At 30.4% G+C, this 14,224-nt stretch carries 19 protein-coding genes; all 19 read left to right on the top strand.

Annotation, left to right across the window (positions count from 1 at the left end; all coding sequences use genetic code 11):
• The coding region (locus ACQPVP_RS16580; RefSeq protein ID WP_430851839.1) for a terminase TerL endonuclease subunit at positions 1–750 on the top strand (750 nt) is incomplete at its 5' end.
• A 13-nt stretch (positions 751–763) separates the two neighbouring features.
• On the top strand, positions 764–2,035 hold the full coding sequence (locus ACQPVP_RS16575) for a phage portal protein (protein WP_323730496.1): 1,272 nt from the start codon (positions 764–766) through the stop codon (positions 2,033–2,035).
• Positions 2,028–2,843 (top strand): head maturation protease, ClpP-related, encoded by an 816-nt coding sequence (locus ACQPVP_RS16570; RefSeq protein ID WP_291680228.1) that lies wholly within the window; start codon positions 2,028–2,030, stop codon positions 2,841–2,843. The genes ACQPVP_RS16575 and ACQPVP_RS16570 overlap by 8 nt, the downstream gene beginning before the upstream one ends.
• A gap of 38 nt (positions 2,844–2,881) precedes the next feature.
• Positions 2,882–4,024, top strand: a complete 1,143-nt coding sequence (locus ACQPVP_RS16565) for a phage major capsid protein (RefSeq protein WP_323730497.1) — start codon at positions 2,882–2,884, stop codon at positions 4,022–4,024.
• Positions 4,025–4,097: 73 nt separating this feature from the next.
• Positions 4,098–4,433, top strand: coding sequence for a collagen-like triple helix repeat-containing protein (locus ACQPVP_RS16560; protein ID WP_195954768.1), 336 nt, complete (start codon positions 4,098–4,100; stop codon positions 4,431–4,433).
• Between the two features lie 42 nt (positions 4,434–4,475).
• Positions 4,476–4,754, top strand: a complete 279-nt coding sequence (locus ACQPVP_RS16555) for a head-tail connector protein (protein ID WP_430851836.1) — start codon at positions 4,476–4,478, stop codon at positions 4,752–4,754.
• Positions 4,751–5,083 carry a phage head closure protein gene (locus ACQPVP_RS16550; protein ID WP_430851834.1) on the top strand — a complete coding sequence of 111 codons (333 nt, stop codon included), beginning with the start codon at positions 4,751–4,753 and terminating at the stop codon, positions 5,081–5,083. Before ACQPVP_RS16555 ends, ACQPVP_RS16550 begins: the two co-directional genes overlap by 4 nt.
• Entirely contained in the window at positions 5,073–5,420 is a 348-nt protein-coding gene (locus ACQPVP_RS16545; protein ID WP_430851832.1) for an HK97-gp10 family putative phage morphogenesis protein, read from the top strand. The genes ACQPVP_RS16550 and ACQPVP_RS16545 overlap by 11 nt, the downstream gene beginning before the upstream one ends.
• Entirely contained in the window at positions 5,421–5,765 is a 345-nt protein-coding gene (gene gp17, locus ACQPVP_RS16540) for a tail completion protein gp17 (RefSeq protein ID WP_430851830.1), read from the top strand. It begins immediately after the preceding gene.
• Between the two features lie 2 nt (positions 5,766–5,767).
• Entirely contained in the window at positions 5,768–6,649 is an 882-nt protein-coding gene (locus ACQPVP_RS16535; protein WP_430851828.1) for a major tail protein, read from the top strand.
• A gap of 114 nt (positions 6,650–6,763) precedes the next feature.
• Complete coding sequence (locus ACQPVP_RS16530; RefSeq protein ID WP_430851826.1) at positions 6,764–7,120, top strand: hypothetical protein; 357 nt, start codon at positions 6,764–6,766, stop codon at positions 7,118–7,120.
• A 104-nt stretch (positions 7,121–7,224) separates the two neighbouring features.
• Entirely contained in the window at positions 7,225–7,359 is a 135-nt protein-coding gene (locus ACQPVP_RS16525) for a hypothetical protein (RefSeq protein ID WP_430851824.1), read from the top strand.
• Between the two features lie 12 nt (positions 7,360–7,371).
• A complete protein-coding gene (locus ACQPVP_RS16520) occupies positions 7,372–8,559 on the top strand; it encodes a phage tail tape measure protein (protein WP_430851822.1) in 1,188 nt (395 codons plus the stop codon).
• 444 nt (positions 8,560–9,003) lie between these two features.
• Complete coding sequence (locus ACQPVP_RS16515; protein ID WP_430851820.1) at positions 9,004–11,106, top strand: phage tail tape measure protein; 2,103 nt, start codon at positions 9,004–9,006, stop codon at positions 11,104–11,106.
• 5 nt (positions 11,107–11,111) lie between these two features.
• Complete coding sequence (locus ACQPVP_RS16510) at positions 11,112–11,810, top strand: phage distal tail protein (RefSeq protein ID WP_430851818.1); 699 nt, start codon at positions 11,112–11,114, stop codon at positions 11,808–11,810.
• Positions 11,811–11,852: 42 nt separating this feature from the next.
• Positions 11,853–12,236: a hypothetical protein gene (locus ACQPVP_RS16505; protein WP_430851816.1), complete on the top strand. Its 384-nt coding sequence runs from the start codon at positions 11,853–11,855 to the stop codon at positions 12,234–12,236.
• 15 nt (positions 12,237–12,251) lie between these two features.
• Positions 12,252–12,485, top strand: a complete 234-nt coding sequence (locus ACQPVP_RS16500; RefSeq protein ID WP_430851814.1) for a hypothetical protein — start codon at positions 12,252–12,254, stop codon at positions 12,483–12,485.
• 27 nt (positions 12,486–12,512) lie between these two features.
• A complete protein-coding gene (locus ACQPVP_RS16495) occupies positions 12,513–12,887 on the top strand; it encodes a hypothetical protein (RefSeq protein WP_430851812.1) in 375 nt (124 codons plus the stop codon).
• 33 nt (positions 12,888–12,920) lie between these two features.
• A partial coding sequence (locus ACQPVP_RS16490; protein WP_430851810.1) for a phage tail protein occupies positions 12,921–14,224 on the top strand: 1,304 nt, incomplete at its 3' end.

Raw genomic sequence — 14,224 nt, 5'->3', positions numbered from 1 at the left:
AAAGGACTTAATATGTGGGTTCAAATGTCAGATGATGATTATATAGATATAGAAAAATGGAATGAATGTGCTACAGACTTAACTCTTGAAGATATGAGAGGGATGGAATGTGGTATAGGGCTTGATTTATCTAGTGGAGGAGATTTAACATCTACTGCTTTAGAATTTGAGTTAGGGAATAATGAATATTTTATAGAAAGTCATAGTTTCATACCAATAAATAGATTGCAAGAGCATATAAAAACTGATAAAGCACCTTATGATATGTGGTTAAAGCAAGGGTTAATTACTGCTACAGAAACCTTAGGAGGAGTAAAAACAGATTATAAATATATAATTAAATATTTGAAACAACTCCAAGAAGAATATGATTTAAAATATAGATTTATAGCATACGATCCACATAACGCAGATGCATTTTTAAATGATTTAGAAAGCTTTGGGTGTGATTGTATAGAGATTGTACAAAGTGCGAGAAACTTAAATAGTGCTACTGTTGATTTTAAATTATCTGTTGATGGTAGAACGATAAAATATAACAGAAAAAATTCATTACTAACTTGGAGCATAGCCAATGCAAAATTAACTCATAATTCCTTTGGAGAATGTAAAATAGATAAAAACTATAGGGTTAAAAGAATAGATCCAGTTGATGCAATAATAGATGTTCACAAAGTAACTATAGAAAATAAATCATCTATAGATATAAATAAAACAACAGAAAATTACTTAAAGATGATGGGATGGTAAAGGAGGTGATAAATTGAATGTATTTAGTAGAATTGCAAAAGGAATAAAAAATGCTATTGTTCCAGCTAAAACAGTAGATATGCAAAGTCAAGAATTATTAGAATGGCTCGGGATAGGCTCTACCTCTAAGAACTTAGTTAGTGAAGTAACTTATTTCACTTGTATAAAAATGTTATCAGAAACATTAGCCAAGATGCCAATAAAGATATATCAGAATACTAAAGCTGGAATAGAAAAGGTTGAGTCAAATAAAGTTCACGTACTTTTAAGTACCAGACCAAATGCGTTAATGACCCCTTCTACATTTTGGGCTACAGTAGAGCAAAACAGAAACCACTACGGGAATGCTTATGTTTGGATAAGAAGAAAAAATAAAAAGAGGAAATATATTATAAGTAATGAAATCCAAGACTTTTGGGTTATGCCATCTAATGATGTTCAAGTTTTAATAGATGATGATGGGATTTTTGGGGCAAAAGGACGCTTATGGTATAGATACACTGATAAGTATAGTGGGGAACAATATGTATTTAACAGTGATGATGTAATGCACTTTAAAACTTCTTATAGCTTTGATGGAATCTTGGGAGTACCAGTTAGAGAAATATTAAAAGAGACAGTAGAAGGTGGACTAGAAAGTCAGAATTTTATGAATAACTTATACAAAAGTGGGCTTACTGCAAAAGCAGTCCTTGAATATACTGGAGATTTGAATGAAGAGGCAAAAACTAGACTTGTAAAAGGGTTTGAGGAATTTGCAAATGGCTCTAAAAATTCGGGGAAGATTATTCCTGTTCCATTAGGAATGAAGTTAGTCCCATTAGATATTAAATTAACTGATAGTCAGTTTTTTGAATTGAAGAAGTTTAATGCACTTCAAATAGCTGGTGCGTTTGGGATAAAACCCAATCAAATTAATGATTATGAGAAGAGTTCTTATGCTAATTCTGAAATGCAACAACTTAGTTTTTATGTAGATACTGTACTTTTTATATTGAAACAGTATGAAGAAGAAATTAATTATAAGCTTTTAAGTAAAGAAGAAATAGAAGAAGGTATTTTTCTTAAATTCAATGAGAAAGTAATTTTAAGAACTGATTCAAAAACTCAAATTGAAGCTTTATCAAAGGCTGTAAATAATGGAATTTACACACCTAATGAAGCTAGAGAGTATATGGATAAACCAGCTAAGGATAAAGGAGATAGGTTGTATATGAATGGTAATTATATTCCTATAGAATATGTTGGAGAACAATATAAGAAAGGAGGTGAAAGCAATGAGTAATATCATAGAATTTTTTTCGAGGAATAAGGAGGGAAAACTTAATAGGGTTGGACACATGGACTTTAAGAATGAAGCTAATAGTCAAGAATTATACTTCTATGGAGATATAGTTAGTGATAGTTGGGGAAAATGGTCAGATGAAGATACATGTCCACAAGATGTACTCAATATCTTAAATACTATTGATGAAAATAAAGATTTAAATATTTACATTAATAGTGGTGGAGGGTCTGTTTATGCTGGGCTTGCTATTTATAATCAACTTAAGAGAAAGAAGTGCAATAAGATAGTTCATGTTGATGGATTAGCAGCAAGTATTGCTTCTGTAATAATGTTAGCAGGAGATACTGTTATTATTCCTAAAACTGCCCAAACAATGATACATGATCCTTGGATGGGGATATGGGGTGGTTATAATGCCAAAGAGTTTAGAAAAATGGCTGAAGACTTAGATTCATGTGCAGAAACTATTCTTAATGTGTATGCAGAAAACCTAAAAGATGGCGTAAGTATAGATACTATAAAACAGATGATGGCAGAAGAGACTTGGTTAACAGGAGATAAAGCAGCACAATATTTTAATATTGAAGTTGAAGATACAAGCTTAACTGTTGCTTGCGCTTCTAATTACTTTGATGAATATAAAAATATTCCTAGTAACTTAAGATTTAAAAACGATAAGCTAGAGATTGATACTATTGTAAATATTGTTATTGAAAAAATTCATCAAAAAGAAGCTAAGAAGAAAAGTGAATTAGAAAATAAAAAAGAAGAGATATTGAAAGACTTAAATCTATATATGGTTTAAGTCATTTTTATTATTCAAATAAAGAAAGGTGAAGGACAATGAATAAAAAATTAAGAGAATTAGCAAATGAAATTAATGCAAAGAAGTTAGAAGTAGAAAATTTAGCAAAACAAGATAAGCTTGAAGAAGCGGCTGAAGCTAAAAGTGAATTGAAGAGACTTAGGGATAAATATGATATTTTAGAAGATCTAGAGGATGAATTAGAAGAAGGAATAAAAGATAAAATTGAAACTAGAGACATAAAAGAAGTAACCAACAAGAAAAAAGATTCAATTAAGGAATTTGCCAATGCAGCTAGGAAAGGATTTAAAGCGGCAACACAAATGACAGAAGGAACCCCAGGCGAAGGTGGATATACAGTACCAGAAGATATTCAAACAAAGATTAATGAATATAGAGATGCTCAATTCTCATTAAAGGACTTAGTAAGAGTAGAAAAGGTATCTACTTATAAGGGAGCAAGAACATTTAAGAAGCGTGAACAGCAAACAGGATTTCAAAAAGTTGGAGAAAAGGCAAAGATACAAGGTAAAAACACACCTCAATTTGAAAGAATAGAATACACAATAGATAAGTATGCTGGATATTTCCCTGTTACAAATGAATTATTAAGTGATTCAGATGCAAACATAGCAAATACGCTAATAACTTGGATAGGTGATGAGTCAAGAGCAACTGCTAACAAGCTTATATTGACTAAGATAAAAGAAGCAAACGAAATAGATCTAAAGGACTTAGATGGTATAAAGAAGGCTTTAAATGTAACATTAGGGCAAGCATTTAAGGGAACAAGTAAAATAATAACAAATGATAATGGATTACAATACTTAGATACATTAAAAGATTCAGATGGTAAGTACCTATTACAACCAAATCCAGCCAATCCAATGGAGCTAAGACTTTGTGCTGGATCAACTGTTGTTCCAATAGTAGTAATTCCAAATAGTATCTTAGCTAACGGTGACTCAAACAAGGTTCCGTTCATAATTGGAGATTTAAAAGAAGGGATAATGTTCTGGGACAGACAATTAACTACTATTAAGATGTCAACAGAAGCAGCTATTGGAGAGTTAAATGCTTATGAAGAAGATTTAACTTTATTTAGAGCTATAGAAAGAGAAAATGTTACATTTAGAGATAAATCAGCTATAGTAAATGGATATATCACTGTTTTACCCTAGTGAAGCCCTAGACAATGCTAGGGTTGGAACAGCAAAAGTTGGAATAGCAAAGGTAGGAAAGGAGTAGTTAAAAATGGCAGTATACGAAAAGCAAATATGGGTTGATGGAGAAACAATATCAAAAGAAAAATTAGATCATATAGAAGAAGGTATTGCAAGTATAGAACTTACTCCTGGGCCAACAGGGCCCAAAGGAGAAAGAGGAGAAACCGGACCTACAGGAGCAACAGGACCTAAAGGGGATAAGGGGGATCCAGGGCCAGCTGGTCCCAAAGGTGCAGATGCTACAATTAATAAGTTAAATAAAGTAGATGCGTTAGATAGTGGAGCAGAAGTTGCAGCAGTAGTAACAGCATTTAATAATTTAATTGCAGATTTAAAAGCAAAAGGATTTATGAATAGTCAATAGAGAGTGGGAGTAAAATCTCATTCTCTTTTCATGAGGTGAATTATGGAATTAGAAGAATTAAAGTTGTTTCTTAGAATTGATGGGGAAGAGGAAGATACATTAATTAAAGGATTGCAGCTTGGCGCTGAAGAGTATCTAACTAATGCTGGAATTGCTAAAGATTATGAAAAAGAATTGTATAAACTTGCTATAAGAATATTAGTATCTCATTGGTATGAGAACAGGTCAGTTGAAACAGTAGGCAAAAATGTAAGTAAAATTGCTTTTGGATTGGATACTATAATAACTCAATTAAAATATACTCAAGGTGATGTTATATGAATATAGGAAATTTAAGACATAGAATTAAATTTCAAAGACTAGATGAAAGTTACGATAATGAAGGATTTCCTATAAAAAAATATATTACTTTTCAAAAGGCGTGGGCTGATATTAATGATCTTTATGGCAAGGACTACTGGAGCAGTAAACAGTTAATATCTGAAAATATAACAACCTTCTATACTAGATATTATAAAAATATTGACGTTAATTGTTTTATTCTTTTTAACAATCAAAGATATGAGATATTGGAAATTGATAATATTAAATATTTAAATAAAGAGCTTAAAATAAAAGCTAAATCGCAGGTGATTAATGATGGCAATTGAAATTAAAGGCTTTGATGATATTTTTAAAGATTTAGATGATATGAATATTTCTGATAGAAAGAAAAGGAAGGCATTAAAAGAAGGATCTGAAATTGTAATACAAGCTGTAATTGATAATTCTCCAGTCGCAACAGGGAAAATGAAAAAAAGATGGAAAAGTAGAATAAAGAGATTTGATGGAAATTTAGGTTTTGAGATAAGAGGAGATACAGTTCAAGATATAGAAAATGAGTTTGGATCCAGCAAGAATAAAAAACATATAGGATTCTTCAGTAGTGCAGTAGATAAGGTATCTGATAAAGCAGTAAATGTTATAGCTGAGGAGGTGCTTAAGTAGATGGAAGAATTATTAAGAAAAATTCTATTTGATGAAAGAATATCAAATTTAGTTAGTAATAAAATATATCTTTTGAAAGCTCCTGATAATACAATAGCACCTTATATTGAATATGAAGTTTTAAATGAAGAGGGTTCTTTGTTTGCAGAAAATGAAGAAATAGAAACCAATTATAGAATACAAATTGATGTATTTACTAAGGAAAGTTATACATCAATAGTTAAGGCTATAAAAAATGTAATGAAAGAAAATGGATTGATGAAAGAGTTTGGTGGTTCTTTATATGAAGAAGATTCCAAGCTCTTTCATTATATTTTGAGATTTAATTATGAAAGTGAGGAATAGAAATGTCGAAGACAGCAAGAAAAATTGTAACAGGTGTAGAAAAAGCTTATTACTCTATTTTAAAAGAAGATGGAGATACACCTAAATATGATGCAGCTAAATACTTACCAGGGCTTAGAGAAATATCTGTAACAGCCAATGAAGAACAAGCAACTATATATGCAGAAAATAGATTATATGATAGTGAAAATAGCTTAGGTGAAATAGAAGTTACTTTAGACTTTGCATCTATAGATACAACAGATTATGTTGCTTTATTAGGGAAAAAAGTAGCTTCAACAGGAGGAATCATTGAAAGTTCCGATGATCAACCACCATATATTGCATTAATGGTTGAAAAAACATTAAGTGGTGGGGTAAAAGAATATTTAACACTTTTTAAAGGAAAATTAAGTATTCCTGAAGACAAGGCAAAAACAAAGGAAGGTAAAACAGAATTTCAAACAATATCATTAAATGGATTATTTATGCCTTTAGAAAATGGTATATGGAAACACGCAGTAAAAACAACTGATGATAATTTTAATGAGGATACACATAAAATGAATTGGGGTAAAACTGTAATAATACCTAGCGAAAAAGAAATTCAAAAACTTAGTGTAACATCAAATCCAACCAATGGAGCAAGTTCAGTAGTTACATCTAGTGATATAAAATTAACTTTCAACAATCCTATTGTAAGTTATTCAGCTGTTTTATTGAAGAATGATTTCACTACAGTTACATCAAAGATAGCAATAGATGGAACTAATAAAGTTGTTACTATCAAGCCTAATAGTAATTTAACGGCTGCTACAAAGCATGCAGTAATGTTAACACAAGTAAAAGACATTTATGGACAAATATTAGAAGATACAATAATAGATTTTACAACCACTCCCTAATCAAGCCCTAGAAACGTCTAGGGTTGGAAATGCTAGGGTTGGTAGAGCAATAGTAGGTAATGATTAATAAAAGGTAGTCAGTAATGGCTACCTTAATTTTTGGAGGAATTATTAATGTTAGTAAATGAAATTAGGACTTATAAGATAAAAATTAAAGATGAAGAAATAGAGTTAAAACTTGATTTTAACGCACTTATTAAGATGCATAAAGAATATGGGAATGCATTTTTATTAATTCATTCATATGTATTTGAACATGATCTTGAAAAGTTACCAGCGATTATAAGATGTATGGCAGATAAGGATATATCAGAAGAAGAAATTAAAAATAATATGTTAATTAACATAAACTCAATAGGAACTTTAAGTAATATCACATTAGATTTACTTGATCAAGAATTAACTGGAGTGTCGGAATTTGAAGTTAAATCAGAAGTAAAAAAAAATCCCAAAACCGAGGAGAAAAAGTAGAGATTAAGGATTTTAACCTGGATTATTACTACTACATAGCAGTACATCAGTTAAATATGACAGAGGTGCAATTCTTAAGCTCTACATTAAGGCAAGTTTTAATTTTGAAAGAATTTCATAGTAATTACTTTAAAAATAATATGAGAGAAGTTGCAAGAGAAGTAATTGAGTTTATGCTTGGAAATTCCGAAGAGGAAGAAGAAACACTATATGTAGAAAGCTTTTCAGACCTTTTTTAAGGAGGTGAAAATTTGAGCGAATCTATAAGAAAAGTAAGTACTATATTTACTATAGATGACAATGAACATAATAAAAAGCTTAAAGAGATAAATTCGCAGTATAAGCTTACGCAAAGTGAAATAAAGCTTGCTGGTGAAAGATTAAATCAGTTTGGGAAAAATACGAATGATTTAAAGTATAAACAAGAGGCTTTAAGTAAGCAAACTGAAACTTTGAAAGATAAGATTAATCTCTATAAAGAAAGCATAGAAAAAGCTAGTAATAGAGCTGAGGAAAATAATAAAAAACTACAGGAGTTAAAGACTACAAAACAGAGCTTACAAAGTGAGTATAAACAAGCTGTAAAACTTTATGGAGAGGAATCTGAACAGGCACAAAAACTTAAAGAACAGTTAGATAAAGTTAATGAAGAGTATACAGAACAAAAAGCTGTAGTAGATAAAAATATTAATACTGTTAATAATCATAAAGTTAAATTGAATGAAACTGAGGCTCAGTTGTCAAGGGTTCAAACAGAGTTAAAGAATACAAATAATGAACTCGATAAACAAAATTCTAAATGGATACAAGCTGGGGAAAGTTTAAAAAAAGCTGGAGATAATATATCTAACTTTGGTGAAAAGGCTAGCAAAATAGGTAGCACATTAACTAAGACGGTAACTTTACCGATTGTTGCTATGGGAACTGCTGCTGTAAAAGCACAAATTGATTGGGAAAGTGCATTTGCAGGGGTAAAAAAGACAGTTGATGGAACTACTGAACAAATAGCTGAATTAGAACAAGGTATAAAAGATATGTCTAAAGAACTTCCTTCAAGCGCAGAAGATATTGCAGTAGTTGCAGAAGCGGCAGGACAACTAGGGATACAAACAGATAATATTTTAGGATTTACTAAGGTAATAATTGACTTAGGAAATGCAACTAACTTAACTGGTGAAGAAGGAGCAAGTCAACTTGCTAAGTTTGCTAATATAACTGGTATGGCACAAACTGAATTTGATAGATTAGGAAGTACAATCGTTGCTTTAGGAAATAATTCAGCAACTACAGAGGCTGATATAGTTGCCATGGCTATGAGGTTAGCAGGGGCAGGAACTCAAGTAGGAATGACAGAGGCGCAAATAGTATCTTTAGCAGCAGCTTTATCTAGTGTAGGTATTGAAGCAGAAGCCGGTAGACACTTTTGCCGGGTTGCTTAGAGATAAGCAATAGAGAATTTACCAAAATCGGTAGAAACTAAGTTTGAAATAAAAGTTTAGTTAATTCTAAAAAAAGTATTATGTATAACAACTAACAAAATATTTGATAGTATAAAAGAAGCTAGTGATTTTTATAACTGCAATAAAAGTGATATAACACAATGTTGCAAAGGAAAAAGAAAAACAAGTGGGAAACTATCAGATGGAACTAAACTTAAATGGGAATATTATAAATATGTTAATACCGAGGTAAGCAAGTAATTTAAAAGTTACTTGCCACCGTAGAGCATAGGACTTGAACCTGTGCTTTTATTTTTATAAAAGTGCAGAATAAAATAGTCCCACGAGTGGTAAACCCCTAACGTAAAGCCGAGGGTGAAAATATATGCCGAACTTATAGGAAACTATAAGAACTATAGGATAAAAAGCCTATAGGATAACATAATGGGAAGTGCATTTTCTAAAGTTATGATAAATATGCAGTTAGCTGTTGAAACTGGAAACGAAAGCTTAAAGGATTTTGCAAGCGTTGCAGGAATGACTACAGATGAATTTAGCAAAGCTTTTAAACAAGATGCAACAGGAGCGCTAATATCATTTATTCAAGGACTTTCTAATGCAGAATCACAAGGGACTAGTGCTATTAAAGTTTTAAATGATATGGGAATTACAGAAGTAAGATTAAGAGACAGCTTATTAAGAGCTGGTAGCGCTTCATCATTATTTAATGAAACAATAGCATTAGGAACAGAAGCATGGGAAGAAAATACAGCTTTAACTAATGAAGCTAATCAAAGATATGCTACTACAGAAAGCCAAATAAAGATTTTAAAAAATGAAATAGTAGATATGGCAAGAGATATAGGCGTAGAATTACTTCCAACCATAAAAGATGGTCTTGTTGTAGTAAAAGATTTAATAGATAAGTTTAATAATTTAAGTCCTGCAACTAAGGAAAATATAATAAAATTAGCTGCTTTAAGTGCTGTAGCAGGACCTGTTGTGGGGACAACTGGTAAATTAGCAGAAGGCTTTGGAAGCGTATTAAAAATTGCTAGTAAATTATCTACTGGGCTGGGGAAAGCTAAAACAGCAACAGAGGCAATAGGAACAGCTTCGGCAGTGGCAAGCGGAACAGGAGGAGTAGCTAGTCTAGCAACTTCTTTAGGTGGAGTTGCTATAGCGGCAGCACCTTATTTAGCAGCAGGAGCAGCAATAGCAGGAGCTGGATATTTGGTTTATAAAGGCTTAAGCCAGGAAGTTATTCCAGAAGTTGATTTATTTGCAGATAAAATTGAATACACAGCAACGGCTATGGATACATCTGGTCAATATATGGCTAGTTCTGTTCAAGCAACAGTAACTAAAATAAGTGAAGCTACAAAAACAGCAGTAGGAGCTTATGTAGACTTGGATGATAATGCTAGAAATGAGATGCAAAGTTTATATATTAACTCGACTACTATTTCGGATCAAATTAAAAATGATATGACATCTAAATTTAATGAAATGAGCACCCAAGTGATTGCAGGCTATGAGAAACAAAAGAATGATAGTATTGCACAGATGCAAGAAATGTTTAGTATTCAAAGTCAATTGACAGCTCAAGAACAAGCAGAAATTATTGCTGCTACAGATGGATATTATGAAAATAAGAAAACTCAAACACAAAATTATGAAAAACAAATTAATGAAATAATAAATACAGCAAGTCAAGAAAAGAGAGCGTTAACTCAAGATGAAACTCAACAGATAACTGAACTTCAAAATCAAATGAGGGAAAATGCAGTGAAAGCATTAAGTGAAAATGAAGTTGAAGCACAAGTAATATTGCAAAGAATGAAAGATTATGATGGGAGAGTTACAGCAGAACAAGCGGCTCAGCATATTGCTAAATTAAACGAGAGCAGAGATAATGCAGTAGCTACAGCGAATGATGAATATGAGAAAAGAATTGCAACTATTACTAGGTTAAGGGATGAATCAGGGGTAATTAGTGCAGAACAAGCAAACAAAATGATTGAAGATGCCAAAGAACAAAGAGATGGAGTAGTCGAACAAGCTGAAAATACAAGGAAAGAAGCTGTAGATAAAATATTTAGTATGAATAAAGATTTGCAAAAAGATGTTGATAGTTCAACTGGTAAAATAATTGGGTTCTGGCAAAAGTTATTTGGTACATGGGATAAATGGCAACCAGAAACTAAATATGCCAATGTACAATATACAGAAAGAATGAGTGGCAATAGAATAGGAGCAAATGCACTAGGAACTTCATATTTCCAAGGTGGGCTTACTGCTATTAATGAAAGGGGATACGAAGTAGTTGAATTGCCTAGAGGAACTAAAATTAAAAATCACCTGCAAAGTGAAAATATGATAAAAGATACAGCTACTAAAACCGCTAATTCTATTATTAATGGGCTAAGCGAGATATTAAATACTGATAAAGAGGTAATATTAGTGCTGAATGATAGAGCTGTTGGTGAAGCTATAATTCCTATAATTAGCAATGGATTGGCTCAAAATACTAAATTAAGAAGGTGATAAATTTGTTAATTGATAATGTTAATATAAAAGAAATTGATGCAGTATTGATGGAAAAAAATATTCAACCTTCTTCAATAGAATTAGATGGAGAATATGCATGGTTAAAAAATTCTTTACTTCCTTTTTTTCCAAAGCAAGACTTTAAATTTATTTCAATAGAAGTAAAGCTATATATAAAAGGAAAAGATGAAAGTGATGTTAAAAGTAAAATAGGAACATTAATTAATAAAAGTAAGGATTGTATTTTAAAATTTGATGATGATTTTTATTACCAAAGTTTTTTGATAAATTGCAATACAGAAAATACTTTAAAAAAAGAAAGTAAAAAAATAAGTCTTAGTTTTATTGCATACTCTTATAAAGAAGAAGTAACTGAAACGATGAATAGAATAACAAATAAAACTATAAATGTAGCAGGAAATTTAGAAACACCAGCTATATTAGAAATAATTCCAAGTATAGATTTAATAGATTTAACATTAACAGGATTGGCAGAAGATCCTATTATATTAAAGAATCTTAAAGCTAATAAAAAATTAATTGTAAATGGGGAAGATAGCACTGTAACTGTAGATGGAGTAAATAAATTCAGTGATACAGATATGTGGGGATTTCCTAAATTAAGTCCAGGAGCAAATACTATTACAACAGATAAAAGTAGTGTAGATATAACAATAAAATATAAACCAAGATATATTTAATGTGTCCGAATTGGACACATTATTTAATTTAAGGAGGATATTATGATAAAAAAATTAAATTTTGATAAATGTGAAACTTATGATGATGTAAATAAAGAAATTTTTAATAAGATAAATGAAATTATAGATGTAGTTAATAACATCAGTGTTAATGTAAAAGTATTAGAAGCAAACAGCACACATTTAACTGGAGTATTAAGTGATATTATAAGTGTAGAAAAAGCAAGTATATCTGATTTAGAATCAAGTAAAACTTGTGTAGCAGGTATAAAAACTGATAAATATAAATTAGATATTAGTGAACTTATTTCTACTAAAGAAGGCGAAATATCAAGAGTCACTTCTATAGAAGATGGAATTAAAAAAGAAAGTTCCGTGCTGTTCGATACACAGGGGAATATAGTTTTAAATTGTAAAAGAAAATAGGGAGGAAGAAAAATAATGCTAACAGTAAATAAAAATATAACTTTAAATGGTACAAGTGTAATAGATGGGGTACAAGTAGCGTATATGAGTGCAAATATAAGTACAGATGGAGGAAATGGGGCTAATGTAAATAAAACTATAACTAATCAAGAGGTTTACAGTGCCAATAAAACACAAGTTAGGGCAGATATAGCAGAGTTCGAAACAAAAGTTTATGAAATAGAAGATGAAATATCAGCAGAAAGTTAAGAGTAGTAGAAAGGTAAGGGAATAGGTATGATAGTTAAAAATGAAACATTAGTGAATAGTGTTGGTGTATTAAGTAAATTAAATGACATGAAATTAAATATAAAAGTTAGTTATGCAATAGCTAAAAATATAAGTAAGATAGAAAAAGAATTAGAGGTTTATAATAAAGAAAGGGCCAAGCTTATAGATAAATATGCTGAAAGAGATGAAGAAGGAAATTTAAAAGTAGATGAAGCTGGCAATATAGAAATTATAGATAAGGAAAACTGGAGTAAGGATATAAAAGAACTTTTAGAAATAGAAAATGAAATAGATATACACAAGATAAATGAAGAAGATTTATTTAAATGTGAGTGTGACATTACTCCAGGAGAGCTAATGTTAGTGGATTATATGTTTTAAGCATTAATAAACTTCTAGGAAAGGAGGGAAATGGTGCTACAGTTATACAATTTAAATAAAGAAAAAATAGAAGGATTAACTAAATATAAAGATTTAAAGATAGAAAGTACATTGTCTACAGGCGATAAAGTACTTTCTTTTTTATATCCTAAAAAGGATTCTAATAATGTGTTAGAAGAAGGATATATAAGAACTAAAATAGCAGAGTTTGTAATAAAGCAAATAAATAAAACATCTGATTCTTGGATTACTGTAACCTGCAGCTTAAATGTAGAAGAATTAGAGACCATGATAGAAGATTTTGATTCTACAGAGCAACCTATAGAAAATTGTATTAATTTTGCTTTAGCCGGAACTGGCTGGACTGTAAATGTAGATAGGTCTATAACGAAGAGAAGGACTGTAAGGAAAACTAATTCTAGTATATGGGATATTATACAGCAAGCTAAGAAAACTTATAGAGTAGAAATAGAATTTGATACTATAAATAGAATTGTAATAGTTAAAGAAAAAATAGGTGGAGATAAGGGTGTATATTTTACTGAAGAGCTTAATTTAAAATCTTTAAGTATACAGAGTAATAGTTATGATTTCTATACTAGAATATTAGCAATAGGAAAAGATGATTTAAAAGTAGAAGTAGAAAATTACAGTTATTCTAATAAAAGAAAAACTTTAATTTGGAAGGATGAAAGATATACAGATGAAACTAGTTTAAGAGAAGATGCGATTCTTAAACTAAATGAAATATCTAAACCTTACAGAGCATATAGTGCTGATGTTATAGATTTAGCAAAATTAAATGAAAAATATAAAGATATTTTAAGTTATAAGCTAGGAGATACAATAACTCTTATTTCTAAAGAAAATGGGATAAAAGAAAAACAAAGAATAGTTAAAACAGTAGAATATCCAGATGATCCCTCACAAAATACAGTAGAAATTGCTAATACTACTTTAAGTTTTGAAGATATACAAAAAGAATTTCAAGATACAAGTGATACTGTAAATAATATTACAGAAGATGACGGAACTATATCAGAAGGAGCTATTAAAGAAACTGTAAAAAAGTTAACTGCAGATAAAATAAATGTACAAGAATTAAATGCAGTTATAATAAGAGTAGGTAATTTAGAAGCAACTAAAGCAAATATAACAGATTTAACTGCTATTAATGCAAAAATTGCAAACTTACAAGCAGATAAAGCAAACATAACTGACCTTACAGCAACTAACATAAAATTTAATGTAGGTACTGGTGGAACATTAGACCTACAAACATTACTTTCTAAGTTTGTTACTGGAGAAAACGGACAATTTTTAAATCTAACAACAGA

It is taken from the genome of Clostridium nigeriense, from assembly GCF_050585265.1.
Taxonomy (GTDB): Bacteria; Bacillota; Clostridia; order Clostridiales; family Clostridiaceae; genus Clostridium; species Clostridium nigeriense_B.
Note: the sequence above shows the minus strand (reverse complement) of the source record. Positions and strands in the feature narration are given on the sequence as shown.

Excerpts from the sequence above, each read along its gene's own strand:
- ACQPVP_RS16545 (WP_430851832.1), top strand. The coding sequence starts at position 5,073 with ATGGCAATTGAAATTAAAGGCTTTGATGATATTTTTAAAGATTTAGAT.
- ACQPVP_RS16495 (WP_430851812.1), top strand. The coding sequence starts at position 12,513 with ATGATAGTTAAAAATGAAACATTAGTGAATAGTGTTGGTGTATTAAGT.
- ACQPVP_RS16550 (WP_430851834.1), top strand. The coding sequence starts at position 4,751 with ATGAATATAGGAAATTTAAGACATAGAATTAAATTTCAAAGACTAGAT.
- ACQPVP_RS16530 (WP_430851826.1), top strand. The coding sequence starts at position 6,764 with ATGTTAGTAAATGAAATTAGGACTTATAAGATAAAAATTAAAGATGAA.
- ACQPVP_RS16505 (WP_430851816.1), top strand. The coding sequence starts at position 11,853 with ATGATAAAAAAATTAAATTTTGATAAATGTGAAACTTATGATGATGTA.
- ACQPVP_RS16555 (WP_430851836.1), top strand. The coding sequence starts at position 4,476 with ATGGAATTAGAAGAATTAAAGTTGTTTCTTAGAATTGATGGGGAAGAG.
- ACQPVP_RS16500 (WP_430851814.1), top strand. The coding sequence starts at position 12,252 with ATGCTAACAGTAAATAAAAATATAACTTTAAATGGTACAAGTGTAATA.
- ACQPVP_RS16560 (WP_195954768.1), top strand. The coding sequence starts at position 4,098 with ATGGCAGTATACGAAAAGCAAATATGGGTTGATGGAGAAACAATATCA.
- ACQPVP_RS16565 (WP_323730497.1), top strand. The coding sequence starts at position 2,882 with ATGAATAAAAAATTAAGAGAATTAGCAAATGAAATTAATGCAAAGAAG.
- ACQPVP_RS16570 (WP_291680228.1), top strand. The coding sequence starts at position 2,028 with ATGAGTAATATCATAGAATTTTTTTCGAGGAATAAGGAGGGAAAACTT.
- ACQPVP_RS16515 (WP_430851820.1), top strand. The coding sequence starts at position 9,004 with ATGGGAAGTGCATTTTCTAAAGTTATGATAAATATGCAGTTAGCTGTT.
- gp17 (WP_430851830.1), top strand. The coding sequence starts at position 5,421 with ATGGAAGAATTATTAAGAAAAATTCTATTTGATGAAAGAATATCAAAT.
- ACQPVP_RS16535 (WP_430851828.1), top strand. The coding sequence starts at position 5,768 with ATGTCGAAGACAGCAAGAAAAATTGTAACAGGTGTAGAAAAAGCTTAT.